19 protein-coding genes are annotated in these 19,810 nt (G+C 72.9%); 8 read left to right on the top strand and 11 right to left on the bottom strand.

Annotated features, from left to right (window positions below):
- Positions 1–286 precede the first annotated feature (286 nt).
- Positions 287–1,330 carry a LacI family DNA-binding transcriptional regulator gene (locus OHS57_RS05090; protein WP_041998110.1) on the bottom strand — a complete coding sequence of 348 codons (1,044 nt, stop codon included), beginning with the start codon at positions 1,328–1,330 and terminating at the stop codon, positions 287–289.
- Between the two features lie 163 nt (positions 1,331–1,493).
- Here OHS57_RS05090 and OHS57_RS05085 point away from each other — a divergent pair, with 163 nt between their 5' ends.
- Entirely contained in the window at positions 1,494–2,453 is a 960-nt protein-coding gene (locus OHS57_RS05085; protein WP_328581156.1) for an ROK family protein, read from the top strand.
- Between the two features lie 99 nt (positions 2,454–2,552).
- On the opposite strand, the gene OHS57_RS05080 is transcribed toward OHS57_RS05085, so the two are convergent.
- The gene (locus OHS57_RS05080; RefSeq protein WP_041998113.1) at positions 2,553–2,990 is read right to left on the bottom strand and encodes a hypothetical protein; all 438 of its coding nucleotides are present in this window, start codon (positions 2,988–2,990) and stop codon (positions 2,553–2,555) included.
- A gap of 35 nt (positions 2,991–3,025) precedes the next feature.
- Positions 3,026–3,202, bottom strand: a complete 177-nt coding sequence (locus OHS57_RS05075; protein WP_198533456.1) for a hypothetical protein — start codon at positions 3,200–3,202, stop codon at positions 3,026–3,028.
- Positions 3,203–3,346: 144 nt separating this feature from the next.
- Here OHS57_RS05075 and OHS57_RS05070 point away from each other — a divergent pair, with 144 nt between their 5' ends.
- The gene (locus OHS57_RS05070; protein WP_328585004.1) at positions 3,347–4,387 is read left to right on the top strand and encodes an NUDIX hydrolase; all 1,041 of its coding nucleotides are present in this window, start codon (positions 3,347–3,349) and stop codon (positions 4,385–4,387) included.
- Between the two features lie 58 nt (positions 4,388–4,445).
- Here OHS57_RS05070 and OHS57_RS05065 read toward each other — a convergent pair whose 3' ends face one another.
- Entirely contained in the window at positions 4,446–5,810 is a 1,365-nt protein-coding gene (locus tag OHS57_RS05065) for a dipeptidase (protein ID WP_328581155.1), read from the bottom strand.
- 174 nt (positions 5,811–5,984) lie between these two features.
- On the opposite strand from OHS57_RS05065, the gene OHS57_RS05060 reads away from it, so the two are divergent.
- The 3 genes from OHS57_RS05060 (at position 5,985) to OHS57_RS05050 (ending at position 9,810) form a co-directional block, all read left to right on the top strand.
- The gene (locus tag OHS57_RS05060) at positions 5,985–7,265 is read left to right on the top strand and encodes a geranylgeranyl reductase family protein (RefSeq protein WP_328581154.1); all 1,281 of its coding nucleotides are present in this window, start codon (positions 5,985–5,987) and stop codon (positions 7,263–7,265) included.
- 650 nt (positions 7,266–7,915) lie between these two features.
- Positions 7,916–9,148: a sensor histidine kinase gene (locus tag OHS57_RS05055; RefSeq protein ID WP_063779728.1), complete on the top strand. Its 1,233-nt coding sequence runs from the start codon at positions 7,916–7,918 to the stop codon at positions 9,146–9,148.
- Positions 9,145–9,810 (top strand): response regulator transcription factor, encoded by a 666-nt coding sequence (locus tag OHS57_RS05050; RefSeq protein ID WP_328581153.1) that lies wholly within the window; start codon positions 9,145–9,147, stop codon positions 9,808–9,810. Before OHS57_RS05055 ends, OHS57_RS05050 begins: the two co-directional genes overlap by 4 nt.
- 54 nt (positions 9,811–9,864) lie before the next feature.
- On the opposite strand, the gene OHS57_RS05045 is transcribed toward OHS57_RS05050, so the two are convergent.
- Positions 9,865–11,148, bottom strand: a complete 1,284-nt coding sequence (locus tag OHS57_RS05045; protein WP_328581152.1) for an MFS transporter — start codon at positions 11,146–11,148, stop codon at positions 9,865–9,867.
- Positions 11,149–11,223: 75 nt separating this feature from the next.
- Between OHS57_RS05045 and OHS57_RS05040 the strand changes: the two genes are divergently transcribed.
- Positions 11,224–12,444: an ROK family protein gene (locus tag OHS57_RS05040; RefSeq protein ID WP_041998126.1), complete on the top strand. Its 1,221-nt coding sequence runs from the start codon at positions 11,224–11,226 to the stop codon at positions 12,442–12,444.
- A 7-nt stretch (positions 12,445–12,451) separates the two neighbouring features.
- Here OHS57_RS05040 and OHS57_RS05035 read toward each other — a convergent pair whose 3' ends face one another.
- Entirely contained in the window at positions 12,452–13,036 is a 585-nt protein-coding gene (locus OHS57_RS05035) for a DUF4865 family protein (protein WP_328581151.1), read from the bottom strand.
- 208 nt (positions 13,037–13,244) lie between these two features.
- Between OHS57_RS05035 and OHS57_RS05030 the strand changes: the two genes are divergently transcribed.
- The gene (locus tag OHS57_RS05030) at positions 13,245–13,559 is read left to right on the top strand and encodes an SHOCT domain-containing protein (protein WP_041998131.1); all 315 of its coding nucleotides are present in this window, start codon (positions 13,245–13,247) and stop codon (positions 13,557–13,559) included.
- A 122-nt stretch (positions 13,560–13,681) separates the two neighbouring features.
- Here the strand turns inward: OHS57_RS05030 and OHS57_RS05025 are convergent, their stop codons facing one another.
- Both OHS57_RS05025 and OHS57_RS05020 read right to left on the bottom strand, forming a co-directional pair.
- Entirely contained in the window at positions 13,682–14,206 is a 525-nt protein-coding gene (locus tag OHS57_RS05025) for an ATP-binding protein (RefSeq protein WP_078864037.1), read from the bottom strand.
- A 210-nt stretch (positions 14,207–14,416) separates the two neighbouring features.
- Complete coding sequence (locus OHS57_RS05020) at positions 14,417–14,728, bottom strand: hypothetical protein (RefSeq protein WP_041998135.1); 312 nt, start codon at positions 14,726–14,728, stop codon at positions 14,417–14,419.
- Positions 14,729–14,958: 230 nt separating this feature from the next.
- Between OHS57_RS05020 and OHS57_RS05015 the strand changes: the two genes are divergently transcribed.
- Positions 14,959–16,086: a PLP-dependent cysteine synthase family protein gene (locus OHS57_RS05015; protein WP_041998137.1), complete on the top strand. Its 1,128-nt coding sequence runs from the start codon at positions 14,959–14,961 to the stop codon at positions 16,084–16,086.
- Between the two features lie 32 nt (positions 16,087–16,118).
- On the opposite strand, the gene OHS57_RS05010 is transcribed toward OHS57_RS05015, so the two are convergent.
- The 3 genes from OHS57_RS05010 to OHS57_RS05000 form a co-directional block, all read right to left on the bottom strand.
- A complete protein-coding gene (locus OHS57_RS05010) occupies positions 16,119–18,080 on the bottom strand; it encodes a hypothetical protein (protein WP_041998139.1) in 1,962 nt (653 codons plus the stop codon).
- Positions 18,081–18,267: 187 nt separating this feature from the next.
- The gene (locus OHS57_RS05005; protein ID WP_328581150.1) at positions 18,268–18,711 is read right to left on the bottom strand and encodes an SRPBCC family protein; all 444 of its coding nucleotides are present in this window, start codon (positions 18,709–18,711) and stop codon (positions 18,268–18,270) included.
- A 58-nt stretch (positions 18,712–18,769) separates the two neighbouring features.
- Positions 18,770–19,618 (bottom strand): DeoR/GlpR family DNA-binding transcription regulator, encoded by an 849-nt coding sequence (locus OHS57_RS05000; protein ID WP_042000307.1) that lies wholly within the window; start codon positions 19,616–19,618, stop codon positions 18,770–18,772.
- Positions 19,619–19,810: the final 192 nt, after the last annotated feature.

Genomic DNA, 19,810 nt, shown 5'->3' with positions numbered 1-19,810 from the left:
CTGTCAAGGTATCGCCTGACACCAAAATCCCTGCGCATCCCGCCACCTCCGGCTCGACGCCGCCGTGGTGACGCCGTGAAGCGGGTCCTGAGCGGGCGCTTTGCCCCCGCAGGGGAGGAAGGGTGGTCGCGGACGGGGATGTAACGATCCGGAAACCGGAGCGGTGTTGCCGAACGCCGGTGGGAGAGTACCCGGTCCGAGCCGTTTCACGACCCCGCCGCCGGGCCGGGATCGACAAGATCGGCAACGGCGGCGGAGGGGCGGGAAGTTGGGACCTTTTCTGGGTTCAGACGCGCGGCTGCGGGGCGATCTCGCCGGATCCGCGCGCGATGAGCCGGGTCGGCAGCACCACTCTCGACGGGGCGTCGGCGGCGCCGTCCAGCCGCTGGAAGAGCCGCTCGGCGGCCGTACGGCCCAGCGTCGCCGCGTCCTGCGCGACGACGGTGACGCCGGGCTCCAGCAGATCGGCCAGCTCGATGTCGTCGAAGCCCACCAGGCCGACCGGCCGCCGGTGCGCCGCCAGCGCCCGCACCACGGTCACGGTCACCCGGTTGTTGCCGGTGAAGATCGCCGTGACGGGGTCCGGAGCTGCGAGCATCGAGACGACGGCGTCATGGACCCGGTCCGGAGCGGTGGTGCCGAGCGAGACCCACTCGTCCTCGATGTCGAGCCCCGCGTCCGCCATGGCGGTGCGGTAGCCGCGCAGTCGCTCGACCGCGGTGTGGATCCGGGGCTGGTCACCGATGAACCCGATGCGGCGGTGCCCGTGCGCGATCAGATGCGCGGTGCCCGACCGCGCGCCGCCGTAGCTGTCGGAGAGGATCGCGTCGGCGTCGATCCGGCCGGCGGGCCGGTCCACGAAGACGGTGGCGACCCCGGCTTTGATCTCCGGCTCCAGATAGCGGTGGTCATGGCCGGCCGGGATCACGATCAGCCCGTCGACCCGGCGCGCGCAGAGCGCCAGCACCAGTTCCTGCTCACGCTCCGGGTCCTCGGCGCTCGACCCGTTGATCAGCAGCGCGCCGTGCGCGCGGGCCACCTCCTCGACCGCGCGGTTCAGCGGGCCGTAGAACGGGTCGGCCAGGTCCTCCAGGACCAGGCCGATACTGGCGGTGCGGCCCTTGCGCAGCACCCGGGCCGAGTCGTTGCGCCGGAAGCCCAGCGCGTCGATCGCCTCCTGTACCCGGCGCTCGGTGTCGGGTGTCACGCCCGGCTCGCTGTTCACCACACGGGAGACCGTTTTGAGGCCCACACCCGCGCGGGCGGCCACGTCCTTCATGGTGGGCCTGCTGCCGTAGCGGGGCTCGGGGCGACGGGGGGTCTCGGCCACAGTGCGCTGTCCTGTCGTCGGTCGGTTTGCCCTGTCTGGGCGTGGCGACGAGCATAGGCCCTGGACAACGTTGTCAGGTGAATGGAGACTGTTGACTAGCAACAGGTCCACCCATCCTCCGTCACACGCGGAGATGCTTCTTCACCCGGGAGATCCGACACCGATGCAAACCGACACCGTCGCCGCCCTGGACATCGGCGGTACCAAGATCGCCGGCGCGTTGGTGGACGGCAGCGGCAGGATCCTCGTGCGGGCCCAGCGGCCGACCCCCGCGCAGGAGGACGGGGAGGCCGTGATGGGCGCCGTCGCGGAGGTGCTGGCCGAGGTCGCCGCCTCACCGCTCTGGTCGTCCGCGACGGCCGTGGGCATCGGCAGCGCGGGTCCTGTCGACGCGTCGACCGGTACGGTCAGCCCGGTCAACGTGCCGGGGTGGCGCGACTTCCCGCTCGTGGAGCGGGTCAGCGCCGCCACCGGAGGACTGCCGGTGACGCTCGTCGGCGACGGCGTCGCGATCACGGCCGCCGAGCACTGGCAGGGTGCGGCCCGCGGCTACGACGACGCGCTGTGCATGGTCGTCTCCACCGGTGTCGGCGGCGGTCTGGTCCTCGGCGGCAAGCTCCATCCGGGTCCGACGGGCAACTCGGGCCACATCGGCCATATCAGCGTGGATCTGGACGGCGACCTCTGCCCGTGTGGCGGACGCGGCTGTGTCGAGCGCATCGCCAGCGGCCCCAACATCGCGCGCAGGGCGCTGGAGGGCGGCTGGCAGCCGGGCGCCGACGGCGACGCCTCGGCCGCAGCCGTGGCCGCCGCCGCCCGCGCCGGGCATCCGGTCGCCATCGCCTCCTTCGAGCGGGCCGCCAAGGCGCTCGCCGCGGGGATCGCCGCCACGGCGACGCTGGTCGAGATCCGGATCGCGGTCATCGGCGGGGGAGTGGCGAACGCGGGCGAGGTGCTGTTCGCGCCGCTGCGCCGCTCGCTGCGCGACTACGCCACGCTCTCCTTCGTCCAGGACCTGACGATCGCCCCGGCGCTGACCGGCGGGGACGCGGGTCTGGTGGGCGCGGCGGCCGCGGCCTCGCTCGGGGCGAGGGACGACACGGCAGCCCCGGTCGCGGGCTGAGCCGGTCGCGGACGCCACCGTCGCGTACGCCGACGGCCCGGCCGCCGCTGCCCCGGCCGCCGGGGTGGCGGATTCCGCCATGCCCGCCCGTACGGGCGGTCAGCGGGTGGTCTGGCAGGCCATCCGCTCGCTGCCCCGGAACTTCACGCACAGCCGGCTGTCGGTGCCGGTGTCCCGGGTCGGCCAGGTGTGGCTGAGCGCGCGGCCCGAGCGGGTCGCCGTTGCCGTACCGGCCTGTCTGCCGTCCTGGTACAGCGTGACGGCGCGCGAGGTGAGACCGTCCGGCGGATTGGTCCACAGCGCGGTGACCGCGTTCGAGCCGCCGTTGCCGCGCAGCTGGATGCAGATCTGCGGGCCCGAGAAGTCATGGGTGCAGGCGCTGCTGTCGGCCGCGGCGGGCGCCGCCGTCAGGGACAGGGCGAGACCCGCCAGGGCGAACGTCAGCGCGCCGCGCAGGCCGGCCCGGACGGCGGGCGACGGGGAAGCGGCCGGAGCCGGTGGGATCGGCGGCAGCGGCGGGATCGGGTTCACGGTCATGAGGCCTCTCCGGGGCGTCCGGCGGTGGGCTGGTTTCACACGCCGGGCTCGCCGGCCTGCTGCGGTACGACCACGAGGAAGGCGTCCGCCTCGAGGTCTATCACCACCTCGGCGGGGGTCCCCTCCGCTCGCCTGGCCCGCGCGAACTCCTCCGCGGGCCAACTGCCGCGGGGTCCGCCCGCGGGGAACTTCTCCAGTACCGTCCGGCGCATCGCGCACCCCCTTGTCACATCCGTGTCCAACGACCACCGGCCGCGTCCGTCACGGCTCCGCGGGGCGACAGGTTCTGGCCAAGGGTTTCCGTCCCCGGGTGTTGCGGGCAATCCACTGAGGGCTACGGAAGAGGGGGAACCGTGATCGTTGTCTGGATCAACGGTGCGTTCGGAGCGGGCAAGACCAGCACCGCACGCGAACTGATCGACCTGATCCCGAACAGCACGCTGTACGACCCGAGACTGATCGGCGAGGGGCTGCGGTACCTGCTGCCGCCGAAGCGGCTCGCCGAGGTGGGTGACTTCCAGGACCTGCCGATCTGGCGGCGGCTCGTGGTGGACACGGCCGCCGCGCTGCTGGCGGAGGTGGGCGGCGTCCTCGTCGTCCCGATGACACTGCTGCGGCAGGAGTACCGCGACGAGATATTCGGCGGCCTCGCCTCCCGGCGCATAGGCGTCCGGCATGTGCTGCTGACAACCGACGAAACGATCCTGCGCAACCGGATAGCGGGCCGTGACCCGGTCGACGACGACCCGGAGGTGGACGAGCGGGCCCGGCAGTGGTGCTACGAGCACATCGACGCGTACCAGGCGGCCCTCGACTGGCTCGTCGGTGACACCCACGTCGTCGACAACAGCCGCCGCACGGCGGGCGAGACGGCCCGGGTGCTGGCCGAAGCGGTGGCCAGCGGCGCCGCCGGGTTCTGCGACATCGTGCAGACCCCGGAACCCACCGCCGAGACCGTCGCCGCCGGGGTACTGCTCTTCGACGAACAGGACCGGGTGCTGCTCGTCGACCCCACCTACAAACCCGGCTGGGAGTTCCCCGGCGGTGTCGTGGAGGCGGGCGAGGCACCGGCCCGCGCCGGGATCCGGGAGGTCGCCGAGGAGATAGGCATCGAACTCGACCACGTACCCAAGCTGTTGGTCATCGACTGGGAGCCGCCCCGGCCGCCCGGCTACGGCGGGCTGCGGCTGCTGTTCGACGGTGGTGAGCTACCCGCCCGGCTGGCCGGACGGGTGCTGCTGCCGGGGCCCGAGCTGCGCGGCTGGCGCTTCGTCGGCCCCGAGGAGGCGGCGACCCTGCTGCCGCCCGCCCGCTGGGAACGGCTCCGCTGGGCGCTGCGGGCGCGGGCCGACGGGACCGTGCTCAATCTGGAGGCGGGCGTCCCGGTCGGCCGCTGAACCGGCGTACCGCCCCCGCCGGCCGGGGGCGGTACGCCGGTTCAGATGTGACGCTCCGTCACACCTGCTTCGACTGTGCGTACTTGACGAGGAAGTGCGCCTCCGCGATGGAGAGCCGCCGCAACTCGTCGGGCGACACGCTCTCGTTCACGGCGTGGATCTGCGCGTCGGGCTCGCTCAGCCCGATCAGCAGGACCTCCGCGCTCGGGTACAGCTCGGCCAGGGTGTTGCAGAGCGGGATGGAGCCGCCCTGCCCGGCGATCTGCATCCGCTGGCCCGGGTACGCGACCTCCATCGCCTCGGCCATGGCCGCGTACGCCGGGCTGGTGGTGTCGGCCCGGAACGGCTGGCCCTGGCCGCTCTGTTCCACCGTCACGCGGGCGCCCCACGGCGTGTGCTTCTCGATGTGCGCGGTCAGCAGCTTCGTCACCTCGACGCTGTCCTGTCCCGGCGCCACCCGCAGACTGACCAGCGCACGCGCGCTCGCCTGCACGGACGGGGTCGCGCCGACCACCGGCGGGCAGTCGATGCCGAGCACGGTCACGGCGGGCCGCGCCCAGATCCGGTCGGCGACCGACCCGTCGCCGATCAGCCCGACCCCGTCGAGCACCTTGGCGTCCGCGCGGAAGTCGGCCTCCGGGTAGTCGAGTCCGGTCCACCCGTCCGTACCGGGCAGCCCGTCCACGGTGGTTGAGCCGTCCTCGGCGCGCAGCGAGTCGAGGACGCGGATGAGCGCGGCGAGCGCGTCCGGGGCGGCCCCGCCGAACTGGCCCGAGTGAAGGTTGCCTTCGAGGGTGTCGATCTGCACGCGCAGCATCGTCATGCCGCGCAGTGTGGCCGTGGCGGTCGGCACACCGGCACGGAAGTTGCCCGCGTCACCGATCACCACGGCGTCGGCCGTGAGCAGTTCCGGGTGCTGCTCCGCGTACCGTTCGAGCCCGCCGCCGCCCTGCTCCTCCGAACCCTCCACGATCACCTTGACGTTGACCGGCACCCCGTCGGCCGCCTTGAGGGCGCGCAGCGCGAGCAGGTGCATCACGAAGCCGCCCTTGCAGTCGGCGCTACCACGGCCGTACCAGCGCCCGTCGCGCTCGGTCAGCTCGAACGGCGGTGTCTGCCAGGCCGACTCGTCAAGAGGCGGCTGGACGTCGTAGTGCGCGTACAGCAGGACGGTCGGGGCGCCCGCCGGGCCGGGCAGCAGACCGTAGACGGACTGGGTGCCGTCAGGGGTGTCGAGTACGGCGACGTCCTGGAACCCCTCGGCGCGCAGCGCGTCGGCCACCCATACGGCGGCGGCCTCGCACTCGCTCTTCGGGAACTGCGCCGGATCCGCGACCGATCGGAAGGCAACCAGCTCCGACAGCTCCGTGCGGGCACGGGGCATGAGTGAGACGACTGTTTCTGCGATCGGATCGGCAGCCATGGGCACGCTCCTCGTCGGTACGACGTTGGGTAGGTGTAATGGGGACACGACCCAGGGACAAAAGGTCAGTCATGATCCTCCCACAGTGGGTCGAGACGGCCCGCGCCGTAGGATGCCGTTCGATAAGTAGCAGGTCGTAAGGCCCACCGGTCGAATCAGGAGCAGAAGCACATCGTGAGCAGCGAGAACGCAGACGCCGGAAGCGAGCACGACGAGCCGGTGTGGGATGTCGTCGTGGTCGGCGCTGGACCGGCGGGAGCCTCGGCGGCGTATGCCGCGGCGGTCGCCGGCCGCCAAGTGCTGCTGCTGGAGAAGGCCGAGTTGCCCCGGTACAAGACGTGCGGCGGCGGCATCATCGGCCCCTCGCGCGACTCGTTGCCCCCGGGCTTCGAGCTGCCACTCAGGGACCGGGTGCATGCGGTGACCTTCTCGTTGAACGGCAAACTGGCCCGCACCCGCCGCTCGAAGCGGATGCTCTTCGGGCTCGTCAACCGTCAGGACTTCGACGCGAGTCTGGTCGAGCACGCGCAGAAGGCGGGCGCCGCGCTCCGTACGGGCGTGACGGTCGCCCGCGTCGAGCAGCACGGCCCGGGAGTCCCCGACCGCCGCACGGTCGCCGTGGTGCTGGCCAGCGGCGAGACGCTGCTGGCGCGCGCCGTGGTAGGCGCCGACGGCAGCGCGAGCCGGATAGGAGCCCACGTCGGGGTGAAGATGGACCAGGTCGACCTCGGCCTGGAGGCGGAGATCCCCGTACCGCCCACCGTGGCCGAGGACTGGGCCGGACGGGTACTCATCGACTGGGGTCCGCTGCCCGGCAGTTACGGCTGGGTCTTCCCCAAGGGCGACACGCTCACGGTCGGCGTGATCTCGGCGCGCGGCGACGGCGCGGCGACCAAGCGCTACCTGGAGGACTTCGTCGCCCGGCTCGGCCTCGCCGGTTTCGAGCCCTCCGTCTCGTCCGGGCACCTCACCCGCTGCCGCAGCGACGACTCGCCGCTGTCCCGTGGCCGGGTGCTGGTGTGCGGTGACGCGGCGGGACTGCTGGAGCCGTGGACCCGCGAGGGGATCTCCTTCGCGCTGCGCTCCGGGCGGCTGGCCGGTGAGTGGGCCGTACGGATCTCCGAGGCGCACGACGCGGTGGACGCCCGCCGCCAGGCGCTGAATTACGCGTTCGCCATCAAGGCGGGCCTGGGCGTCGAGATGGCGGTCGGCCGCCGGATGCTCGCCGTCTTCGAGCGCCGCCCGGGCCTGCTGCACGGCGCGATCACCGGTCTGCGCCCGGCCTGGAACGCGTTCGCCGACATCGCACGCGGCTCGACCACACTGGGCGGCCTGGTGAGGACCCACCCGCTGGCGAGGCGCGCGCTGAACATCCTGGACCGCAGGATGGAGCCGACGGGCCCGAAGGTGGTAGCCGTCCAGCCGGAAGCGATGGACGCGCCAGCGCGGGACTAGCCGTCCGGCGTTGCGGGTCTGGGTTGCGGTGTCGCTGTCCGGTGGCGGGTTCCGGGTCCTGCGGAGGGGGGTGTCCGGACTGCTTGTCGCATGAGCTCCTTCGCTTTACGTCCGGACACCCCCCTCCTCCGGCCCCGGCCCCCTCCCGTCCGGTGGTCGGGCACACGCGCCCGCGTCACCGCGGCCGAGCGGTGACCTGCCAGCTGCGGGCACGTCCCTGGCGTGGACGCCCGGCCGCCGGCCCTTGGTGGTCGCGGGGCTGCCGTCCCGTGGGGCGGGGGCTGAAGGGGGTCGTGCAGGGGTGGTGTCCGGAGCGTAGAGCGTGATTTGTGGCGCATCTGGGCGGTGGCTCCGCGTCTCGGGAGTACGCGCCGTAAATCATGCAGCGCAGGACACGACCCCGGAACGGCACCCGGCGACAACCGCAACCAAGACCCGCTACCCCGAACCGCGCCGGACGGCGACACCGCAGCGCAGGACGCCTCCCCGGAACGGCCCCCGGCAACAACCGCAACCCAAACCCGCAACCGAACCCGCGCCGGACGGCGACACCGCGACCAAGCCCCCCTGCTCGTACTCCCCGGGGAGTACGGACGACCCCCACGCCCGGCTGACGCCCCGCGGCCGTCCGCCGGTCTAGCGTGGCCCGTATGGAAGACGAGCGGGGCGTCCGTCGGGGTCGCCGTCATCTCGGTCGCGGGCCGCGGCATTGGGTGGCCGGGGGGCGGGAGGGGCGGGAGCGGCGGGTGCCGTGGGCTTCCAGCCTCGTACTCGCCGTCTTCGTGGTGCTGGGCAGCGGCTTCGCCGCCCGTGCGCAGCACACCTCCCTCGACGCTCCCGCCCGGCTGCTGCTGCTCGCGGGGCCCGCTCTGCTGCTGTTGCGGCGCCGCTGCCCCGTGGTCGCCGTCTTCGGTGTCGCCGCCTCCGCGCTGCTGTACTTCGGGGCCGGTTACCCGTACGGCCCGGTCTTCGCCACCGTCGTCGTCGCCTGCTTCAGCGCCGTCGTCCACGGCCACCGGCGCGCCGCCTGGGGAGCGGCCGGGCTGTTCTGGGGCGGGCTCGTACTCATCACGCACTGGCTGTACCAGTGGCTGCCGGCGCACACCGAGCATGCCGCCGGCTGGGGCGCGGGGTGGGGCGCCGAGACGGTCGTCGCCGCCTGGATCGTCGCCGTCCTCGCCATCTCCGACGTCGTACGCGCCCGGCGCGAGCAGTGGGCCGCCGCAGCCGTGGAGCGGGCCGCCGCCGAGAAGCGGCGCAGGGACGAGGAGCGGCTGCGGATGGCACGTGAGCTGCACGACGTGCTGGCCCATTCCATCTCGGTCATCAACGTCCAGGCGGGGATGGGGCTCGCCCTGCTCGATTCCGACCCGGAACAGGCCCGTTCGGCGCTCACCACCATCAAGGCGGCGAGCAAGGAAGCACTTGGCGAGGTGCGCCAGGTCCTCGACTCGCTCAGGACGCCGGGCGACGCGCCGCGCGCGCCCGCGCCCGGCCTCGGCCGGCTGCCCGAGCTGGTCGAGCAGGCGGCGAGCGCCGGGCTGACCGTCGAAGTCCGGCGCGAGGGCGCGCCGGTACGGCTGCCGCCCGGCGCCGATCTGGCCGCGTTCCGGATCGTCCAGGAGGCGCTGACCAACGTGGTCAGGCACTCGGGGTCCCGTACCGCCACGGTCGTGCTCCGGCACACTCCCGGCCTCCTCGACCTGCGGGTCGACGACGCGGGACCCGCGACCGGCACGGCGGCCGGTGGCAGCGGCAACGGGCTGACCGGCATGCGGGAGCGGGCCGTCGCCCTCGGCGGCGCCGTCGAGGCGGGGCCACGCGGCGACGGCGGCTTCCGGGTGCGCGCCACCTTTCCGCTCACGACCGAGGAGACACCGTGATCCGCGTCCTGCTCGCCGACGACCAGTCACTCGTGCGGGCGGGCTTCCGCGCACTGCTCGACGCCCAGCCCGACATCGAGGTGGTGGGCGAGGCGGCCGACGGCGATGCCGCGCTGCGCGCGGTACGTGAACTGCGGCCCGACGTCGTGCTGATGGACATCCGGATGCCGGTGCTCGACGGGCTCGCGGCGACCCGGCGGATCACCGAGGACACCGCACTGGACGGGGTGAGGGTGGTCATGCTCACCACCTTCGAACTCGACGAGTACGTCTTCGAGGCGATCCGGTCCGGCGCGTCCGGGTTTCTGGTCAAGGACACCGAACCCGACGAACTGCTGCGTGCCGTGAGGGCGGTGGTGGACGGTGCCGCCCTGCTGTCGCCCGGGGTCACCCGGCGGCTGATCGCCGAGTTCGCCTCCCGTTCCAAGGCCCCGACGGACGAGGTGGGGCTCGGTGAACTCACCGAGCGCGAGCGGGAGGTGATGGCGCTGGTCGGCATCGGCCTGTCCAACGACGAGATCGCCCGCAGGCTCGTCGTCAGCCCGCTCACCGCCAAGACCCATGTCAGCCGCACGATGGTGAAGCTGGGCGCCCGCGACCGGGCACAACTGGTCGTCCTCGCCTACGAGTCGGGCCTCGTGCGGCCGGGCTGGCTCGGCTGACCGGCATCGCGCGGTAACCGGGAGCTGCGGTAACCGGCAGCGTGCGGCAACGGCTTACGCCTCCGCCGCCGTCTCGGCCCTCGCCCCCGTGGTCGAACCGGCGGGCAGCGCCGACGCGTTGCGCGCCGCGTACCCGATGAGCGCGGCGGCGCCGGCCAGCATCGCCACCGTCGTCAGGGCGATCGGCAGCGTCAGCCAGTCGGCGAGGAAGCCGATGGCGGGCGGCCCGATCAGCATCCCTCCGTACCCCAGCGTGGACGCGGCGGCGACACCGCTCGGTCCGGCCAGGGCGCCGGCCCGGCCGATCGCGACGGGAAAGATGTTGGCCAGCCCGACACCCGCCACGGCGAAGCCCAGCAGGGCCAGCCACACGGCCGGCGCGAGCGCGCCGAGCAGCATGCCGAGCGCGGCCACCACACCGCCGGAGATCAGCGCGCGGGTCTGGCCGAGACGCTCCTGCAGCGCCGTGCCGGACAGCCGTCCCGCCGTCATCGCCAGCGCGAAGAGGGTGTACGCGGCTGCGGCCACGCCCGCGCCGGCACCGAGGTCGTCGGAGAGATGGAGCGCGCTCCAGTCGGCCATCGCGCCCTCCCCGTAAGCCGAGCACAGCGCGATCACCCCGAAGAGCAGCACGAGCTTGCGGCTGCGCCCGGTGAGCCGGCCCGGCGCCGCGCCGTCGGCGCCGTCCGCCGTGGTGGTGTCCGCGGGCCCGGCCACGGGGATCCGGTGCTTCAGCAGGACGGGCCCGGCCACGGCCGTGACCACCAGACCGATGCCGGTCAGCATCAGCAGATGGACGCTCGGGGTGAGGCTGCCCGCGACCAGCCCGCCGAGTCCCGCCCCCACCATGCCGCCGAGACTGAACGCCGCGTGGAAGCTGGAGATCACCGGGCGCCGCAGCGCGGCCACCACATCGACGGCCACGCTGTTCATGGCGACATTCAGCGCGCCGTACGCGCCCCCGAACACCAGCAGCAGCAGGCCGAGCGTCACCGCCGAATGCGCGTGCGGCGGCAGGGCGATGCTGAGCGAGACCAGTACGGCACTGACGACCGTCACCGGGTGGCTGCCGAAGCGCCGGCAGAGCCTGCCGGTGAACACCATGGTGATCACGGCCCCCGCCGACACCCCGAGCAGGGCGAGCCCCAGGGTGCTCGCCGAGGCGCTGACCTGGTGTTTGATAGCCGGAATCCGGACCACCCAGCCGGCGAAGACAAAACCGTCGAGGGCGAAGAACATCGTGAGCGCGATCCGGAGCCGGACCAGGGAGGAGTGAGCGGCACGGTCACCGCCGTGGGCCCCCCGATCGGCCGCCGGTATTTTGTTTAGGTACGGCACAAACGCAGCATAGGCATGGCCGACCGCCGGGGACAAGGCGGTTGCCGAGCCTCGGACCATGGGAGACTCGCCCACATGAACGGCAAGGTGACCACCACCCGGACGAGACTGGAGAGAGGCCGCAGCGCGCTCGGTCCCGCCCTGGAACTCGTTCACACGGGCCGCGCGCCGACCCGCGCCGTCCTCACCTCCGAGCTGGGTGTGACCCGCGCGACGGCCGGCGCCGTCGCCGCCGAACTGGAGGCGCTCGGGCTGATCCGCGTCGATTCGAGCCCCGGCGCCGGAGCCGGGTCCCAGGGCCGCCCCTCGCACCGGCTGGCCGTCGACGAGAGCGGTCCCGTCGCACTCGCCGTACAGGTCCATGCCGACGGCTTCAGGACAGCGCTCGTCGGGCTCGGCGGGCAGATCGTCGCCACCGCCGCAGGCCGTGACGAGGTGCCGGCCGACCCTGCCGCCGTACTCGGCAAGGCGGTTGCCGTCGGGGCCGGGCTGCTGCGCGACGGCGGACGGCGCTGTGTGGGCGCCGGACTCGCCGTGCCGTCCGCCGTGGCCGAACCGGAGGGCGCCGCGCTCAACCCGCTGCATGTCGCGTGGTCGGCGGGTACCCCGGTCCGGCAGACCTTCGCCGAACAGGTGCGCGCCGCCGGGCTCGAAGGGCCGGCCTTCACCGGCAACGACGTCAACCTCGCCGCCCTCGCCGAGCACCGGCACGGCGCCGGCCGCGGCGCCCGCCACCTGCTGTGCGTCGCCACCGGACACCGCGGTGTCGGCGGTGCGCTGGTCGTGGACGGCAGGCTGCACACGGGTAGTTCGGGGCTCGCCCTGGAGGTCGGGCATCTCACCGTCAACCCGGAGGGCCGGCCCTGCTACTGCGGCAGCAGGGGCTGTCTCGACGTCGAGGCCGACCCGCTCGCCTTCCTCGTCGCCGCCGGCCGCACACCGGGCCCCGAGGTGTCGCTGTTGCAGCAGGCGCGCGACCTGCTCCGTACGGAGGGCGCCGACCCGGCCGTGCGCGGCGCCACCGAGGAGCTGATCGACCGGCTGGGCCTCGGGCTCGCCGGGCTGGTCAACATCCTCAACCCGGACCGGATCATCCTCGGCGGACTCCACCGGGAGCTGCACGAGGCGGACCCGCAGCGGCTGCGCGCCGTCGTCGCCGACCGCAGCCTGTGGGGCCACAACACCGGGGGAGTGCCCATCCTGGGTTGCACCCTCGACTACAACAGCCTGGTCGGCGCCGCCGAGGTGGCCTGGCAGCCGGTACTGGACGACCCGCTGGCCGCGCTGGCCCGCTGACGCACCGTCAGAGAGCCCCGGCGCCCGACGGCAGTTCGTCGCGGTGCGGCTGTGACACCCGCAGCACCTGGAAGCGGTCGCCCACCGCCTGGGGTGACGCGCTGTCCCAGAGGGTGAAGTGCAGCAACTCCCAATGGCGCGGGTCGAAGGCGAGGTCCGCGCAGACGACTCCCTCGACGCCGGCCAGCCGCCGCGTCTCCGCCGCCGCCTCGTCCATCAGGCCCGGCAGGTCGGGGGTGTCCGGGATCGGCAGTCGGCGCCGTACCGCCGACAGCGGTGTACGGCCGGCCGCCGGGCCTTCCTCGTGGGCGAGGCCCGCCCAGTGCTGGACGACCGGCCGGCCGAAGTCGGCGGCCAGGCCCTGGAATCCGGGCCCCAGGAGGAAGGAGTTCATCCCCGCAGGGTCGGCCCAGAGGTAGAGCGGCGCGTACTGGTTCGCCGGTGAACCGTCGGCACGTTCCCTGATCAGATACGCCTTGAGTCCCAGCCCGGGGAAGTCGTCCAGGAGATGGCCCTTGGTGGCGACGCGCCTGCGGATGATCTCCATGTCGTAGTCGGCGGGCAGCGTGATCTCGTACTGCATGACATGCATCGGCGCCTCCCGGCGGAGCTGCGGTCTGCTTCTGCGGCCTGGGCGGCCTGGCGGTCGGTCTCACTGTACATACCAGTAGGTACAACTGCTCCCTCCGGGGTACGCGCGGTGCCGCCGGCTGTACGACGACTCGGCGCCCCTCCAGGGGCGAGGCTCGTGAGCGACAACGAAGTACCCGGAAAACCCGCTCCGAAGGAGCTGAACCGAGATGAACACACTGGCGTTTCACGGCGGCCCAGGGCCGTGGATCCTCTTCTTCCCGCTGGTCTGGGCGGCTGTCGTCCTCGGCGTCGTGACCGTGCTGCGGCGCACCGCGTGGCGCGGTCGCGGGATCGGCCCGCGCGGTCCGTGGCGCGGCGGTCCCTGGCAGGGCGGTGCCGGTCGGCCGGTGGACGACGAGCGGTCGCCCATCGCGATGCTCGGCCGCCGGTTCGCCACCGGCGAGATCGACGAGGACGAGTACTGGCGGCGGCTCTCCGTGCTGGACGAGCAGTTCGGCCGCGGCAAGGGCGGCGCGGCCTGAGCTCGGTGGCCCTTCGACCGGCAGCCGTGTGACCGGCGGCGCGCGAACGGGAGGCGTGCGCACCGGAAGAGGACCCGTACCGGCACCCTGGCGGGTGGCGGTACGGGTCCTCCCGGGTCCGGTCAGCCGACCACGGCCGATCTGGCGGTGGCATGGCCGTACTCCAGCGCCACCGCGTCGATCTCCGTCCCCATGAAGGGGCCGTCGGTCGTCGCGCCGTACACCGGCCGGGGCGGCAGGGCCCCGGCGCCCGGCGGGGTGGGCAGGGTGAACCAGATGCTCTTGCCCGAATCGCCCTGGGGGCGCACGCCCCAGCTCTCGCTCACCGCGGCGATGAGGGCGAGGCCGCGGCCGCCCGTGTCGAACAGGGCCGCGTCGTTGACCGTCGGCAGGCGTGGGTCGTGGTCACTGACCGAGACCGTGAGCCGGTCGAGCAGCAGCTCGACATCGACGGTGCACCGCTTGTCCGGCTGGGCATGCCGGTGGACGTTGGTCAGCAGCTCGGTGACTCCGAGTGCCGTGTGGTCGATCAACGGGTCGAGGTGCCAGTAGCGCAGTTGCGCCGAGATGATTCTGCGGACCTGGCCGATCCGCGACGGCAGGGCTTGGAGCTCCACCGTGCAATGCCTGCTGGGCTGGCTGATCACGGCTGCGACTCCCCGAATGAGGTCCGGAAGAAGACGAAGGATCGGATCCAGCGGCCTGGTCGGTCCGGTCAGTGACCGGGCCGGAGCCGCTGTTCGTGCCCGGCGGGGCTGGATCGCAGCGTCACCGCCGGTTTACCCTGAGTGACGTGCCTCCAGCGTGGCTCAGCGAGGGCCGGTCCGCAACTCGCGACCGGCCGCCCTGTGATCGGTCTAGGTGCCCGCCGCCCTGCCCAGCGTGTCCAGGAACCGGCCCGCGAGGGCCTTCGCTTCGGGCCTGCGGCCGCGCTGCCCCATCGTCAGCCGGTAGCGCTTCCCGTTGACGGTCGCCACCATCGAACCCTCGCCCGCGAACCACGGCCTGGCCGTCCGCACGGCCCGCAGCGGGGCGCTGTCGATCACCCGGCCGTAGCTGTTCAGCAGGGCGAGCCTGCCGTCCTGTATCAGGACCTGTCCCGCCCTGGTGAGCGAGCGGGGCCACCGCTCTATCCGTACGCCCCGTGCGCTGAACTCCGGTTCAGCCATGGCCGCTCAGCCCCCTCCGTGCCTGTTCCTGTCGGCAGTCTGCCCAAGTATGCGCGTCCCCAACAGCAGTATGCGCTGCTCCCGACACCCGCCGGGGCCGGCGCGGGGACAAGCGATCCCTATGGATACCCAAAGTGAGCGTTTGCGCACGGGGTGCGGATACGGTCACCGGAAGGGGGCCCGGTCCGGAAGGCTCCCGAAGGCTTCGGTCACTGAGAGGAACAGCGCGCATGGCACAGGACGAGACAGTCCGCACGGTCGATGTGGACCGCACCGATCCTGCGTACCGCGCGTGGCTCAAGGAAGCCGTACGCAAGGTGCAGGCCGACGCGAACCGCTCGGCCGACACGCATCTGCTGCGCTTCCCGCTGCCCGAGTCCTGGGGCATCGACCTGTATCTGAAGGACGAGTCGACCCATCCCACCGGCAGCCTCAAACACCGGCTGGCCCGCTCGCTGTTCCTCTACGGGCTGTGCAACGGCTGGATCAGGCCCGGCAAACCGGTGATCGAGGCGTCCAGCGGCTCGACCGCCGTCTCCGAGGCGTACTTCGCCAAACTGATCGGTGTGCCGTTCGTCGCCGTGATGCCGCGCACCACGAGCGCGGAGAAGTGCCGGCTGATCGAATTCCACGGCGGGCGCTGCCACTTCGTGGACGACTCGCGCACCATGTACGAGGAGTCGGCGGGCCTCGCCGCCGCCACCGGCGGCCACTACATGGACCAGTTCACCTACGCCGAGCGGGCCACCGACTGGCGCGGCAACAACAACATCGCCGAATCGATCTACCAGCAGCTGAAGTTGGAACGCTTCCCCGAGCCGACCTGGATCGTGGCGACGGCCGGCACGGGCGGGACGTCGGCGACGATCGCCCGCTACGTCCACTACATGCAGTACGACACGCTGATCTGCGTCCCCGACCCGGAGAACTCCTGTTTCTTCGACGGCTGGACGCGCCACGACACCCTCGCGAGCAGCGACTGCGGGTCCAGGATCGAGGGTATCGGCCGGCCCCGGATGGAGCCGAGCTTCGTCACCGGCGCCATCGACCGGATGATGAAGGTGCCGGACGCGGCGAGCGTCGCCGCCGTGCGCGCGCTGGAGCGGGCCATCGGACGCAAGGCCGGCGGCTCGACCGGTACGGGACTGTGGAGCGCGCTGAAACTCGTCGCCGAGATGGTCCGCACGGGCCGCGGAGGCAGTGTCGTCACGCTGCTCTGCGACCCGGGCGACCGCTATCTCGACAAGTACTACTCGGATGCCTGGCTCGCCCGACAGGGCCTGGACATCGCACCGTACGAGCTGACCCTGGAGCGCTTCCTGGCCTCGGGAGTCTGGCCCGACGCCACCGCGTCCTGAACTCCGGTCCGCCGGGCACTTCCTGGCAGGGCCTAGCTGACGCCGTCCAGCGACGCACCGCCCGGGAGCTTGCCCGTCAGCCGTACCGTGCCGCCGCGCGGTGCCCGTACGGCCATCGTCGGCCCCTTCGCCTCGGCCCGTACGTCACCCGCCGCGTTGATGTCGCCGACGCCACGGGACCCGGCGGCCAGCAGGTACCACTGCCCCGACGGTGCCTTCCAGTGCGCCCCCGCCAGCACGTGCTGACCGAATCTGCTGCACAACGCGGTGTCCTTCACATCGGCCACCACCGCGCCCGGCGCCGTGTGCGAGGTGCCGGGACGCTGGAACTGGACCAGGATCCGGCCGGGGCCGCGCCAGGTGTCGGCGCGGGTGCAGACCCAGGTGGACACCCCACCGCGCTCCGGCAACTGCTGCTCCGCGAAAGCCCAGTTGTTGACCGCCCGCACCCCGGAACCCCGCAACTCCCGCAGTGAGCAGGCGGTGTGCGCCCAGCTCAGCAGCGCGGGCGTGCCCGTCGCCTCGCGCGGCGCACGCGGCGGGTTGCCCGGCGCCGGCGGCGGTGTGTAGGTCAGATGCACGGGCGAGAGATCACCGAGGTCGGTGACCAGGAACGCGTGCCGCTCCACGATCTTCTCCGACGAGCGCAACTGCATCACCGGCCACGACGCGCACGAACCGCCGGTCGCGGGGCGCGCCACCGGGTCCGTGACCCCGTCCTTCGACACCCGCAGATCGCGGGCCGGTGTGTCGGGCGCCAGCAGATCGCGGGTCGTCGACTCGGCGATCCACGGGGCGAGCAGATAGCGCGCCCGGCCGGCCGTGCGGCTCACGACCAGGGCCGCCGCCGTCGTCACGTCCGCGTCGTCCGTCCGTACGAGGTCCAGCGCCGCCGGACCGTCCCCGGACAGCGGCTCGGCGTAGCGCGCGACCCGTACCCCGTCGTGCAGCAGGACCACGGCGGCGCCGTCGCTCTCGCCCGCGTACAGCAACTGCGGTGGCTGGGAAGGCGGGGCGGTGCTCGTCCCGGGTGTGGCCGACACCTGTACGTCGCTGTCGGGGCTCGCCCAGACCCGCAGCGCGCGGCGCAGCAGAGCCGTGTCGTCGACGCGGCTCCCACGGGCCGGCCAGAGCGTGAAGTCGACCCGCGAGGAGTCGGCCCACTCGTCGGCCGGGGCGCGGCGCAGTCGTGCGGGGTCGACGGCCTTGGCCAGTGCCGTACCCGCGGCGGGACCTGCCGTGACCAGCCGCTGCCGCGACGGGGAGTTGTGCGGCAGTGTGACCGCCAGGACCGCCCCCGTCACCACCACGGCGACGGCGGCGCCGAGCAGCCGGTTGCGGTGCCTGCGGCGCAGCAGATCGGTCGGCCGGGTCTGTACGGTGCACGGGTCGAACTCCGGCGTGCGCAGCAGCTTTTCGGCCCGGCCCTCCCGGTCGGACGCGAGCCGGTCGGCGGCGCGCAGCGCCTCGTCGGGTTCGTCGGAGCCCGCCTCGGTGAGCAGGGCGTGCACGGTCCGCTCGGACAGCCCTTCCAGCACCCGCAGCGCCAGCGCGGCGCGTGCCGCCGCCGTGGCCGCCGACAGGGCCTGGTCCAGGGCGAGTTCGTCGGTGCCGCCGGCCCGTGGGAACAGCCGGAGACCCACCACCAGCGGCAGCAGACCGTGCCGGCCCGCACGCAGGTTGTGCAGCCGGGAGCCGTGTCCGTGGGCGAGCGCCGCTTCGAGTACCCGGCCGCGGATCCAGGCGTAGGCCGCCTCGTCCGTACTCAGCCGTCCCGGTGCGGGGGCCGATCCCGACCGCCGCCCCGGCAGCACGTGCTGCACGGTGGCGTGCGCGGCGAGTACGCGTCTGTGCCGGCCGAGAGAGGGGGGCAGGGTCAGATAGGCCAGGCGTACGAGACGCGGGTAGTGCTCGACGAGGGCGGCCTCGGCCTCGTCGATACCGGGACGCGCGCCGGAGACGGCGGGGTCGGTCGGCTGTCGCTGTGTCGGCATCGGGACTGTGCCCTTTCCTGTGCCCTTTCGCATGTGCTGATGCGCTGTCACTCGTTGCTGCTCCTAGGGAGAACGAGTGAATGATCCGAAGGTCACACCGCAACTGCGTTCGGCACCCCGCACCTTGTGCCCGGCACCGGCCGCGCACCTTGTGCCGTGCACCGGCACCTGGCACCGGGACGCGCGCTCAGAGCTCCTTGCGCAACAGCCCGTCGACCGCCCGGCCGAACACGGCGCGGCCGACGCGCGCGGTCACCTGATCGAACAGCCGGGGGAGCGGGCCGACGCGCAGCTCCTCCGACCAGCGCACGTGCGTGACACCGCCCTCGGCCCGCACCTCGATCTCCGCCCAGCCGGTGACGACCTTGCCGCGCTTCTCCAGCCGGCAGTGGCCAGGGCCCTCCGCCGTCGGCGGCTGCCAGGCCACGACCTCCATGGGGTCGTCGAACGCCACCCGGCCGGGCAGTGCGGTACGGGCCACGAAGACCGTGCCGACCTTGGTCGGTCCCGGCGTACGGACCTCGATGCGCGTCAGCGGTACCTGGTCGGCGTGGGCCGGCCAGTCGGTGAGCCGCCGCCATGCCTCGGCGGCGGAGAGCGGCGGGGTGCGGTCGACGCGGAAGACGGTCACCGGGCGATCGTAGGACGACGGAGCCCGGCATCCGGCGCCCCCGCGCCGGACGGCCGGATCACGCGTCCCGCGACCCCGGCTCCTCGTCGCTCCCGCCGGCGACCACCAGGCCCGGCAGCCGCTCGGAGATCTCCGCGCGGGCGCCCGCCGACAGGCCCGCGTCCGTCACCAGCATGTCGACCTGCTCCAGCGTCGCGAACGAACTCAGCCCGACCGTGCCCCACTTGGTGTGGTCGGCCACGACGACCACCCGGCGGGCCGACCGTACGAACCGCCGGTTCGTCTCCGCCTCGGCGAGGTTGGGGGTGGAGAGCCCGGCCTCGACCGAGATCCCGTGCACACCGAGGAACAGCACGTCGAAGTGGAGCGAGCGGATCGCCTGGTCGGCGACGGGACCCACCAGCGAGTCGGACGGGGTACGCACCCCGCCGGTGAGCACGACCGTGGCCGCGCCCGGCCGCTGGCCGCCCGCCGTGCCGGCCGGCTGCGCCGCGTGGAAGACGTCGGCGACCCGCACCGAGTTGGTGACCACGGTCAGATCCGGTACGTCCAGCAGATGCTGGGCCAGCGCGTACGTCGTCGTACCGCCGGACAGCGCGATGGCGCTGCCGGGCACCGCCATGGCGGCCGCCGCCCGTGCGATGTCCTCCTTGGCGGTCAGCTCAAGCGCCGACTTCGCCTCGAACCCCGGCTCGTGCGTGCTCGCCTCGACCACGGGAACGGCCCCGCCGTGGACCTTCTCGATGACGCCCTGACGGGCCAGTGCGTCGAGGTCCCTGCGCACGGTCATGTCGGAGACGTTGAGCTTGCGGGTGAGTTCGTTGACGCGGATGCCGCCGCGCTTGCGCACCTCGTCCAGAATCAGGGCGCGACGCTGCTCAGCGAGAAGGTTCTGGTTGTCACTCACCACCCTGTCGGGTCCTTCCGTCGTGTGCCGGGCGTCCACCCGCTCGCCCCGCCCGCTCGTCAAGGCCCCCATCCTCCCACGCTGTTCCGCCGGCGGCGCCCGCGCCCGTAGCGGCCGGAGTCGGGGAGATTCAGTGAGGGCAGCGCGGCGGGAGCCGCCCCGGCCGCGTTCTGCGGCAGCCTTTCCGGGGTC

Origin of the sequence: Streptomyces sp. NBC_00370, from assembly GCF_036084755.1 — a bacterium.
Classification (GTDB): Bacteria; Actinomycetota; Actinomycetes; order Streptomycetales; family Streptomycetaceae; genus Streptomyces.
Note: the sequence above shows the minus strand (reverse complement) of the source record. Positions and strands in the feature narration are given on the sequence as shown.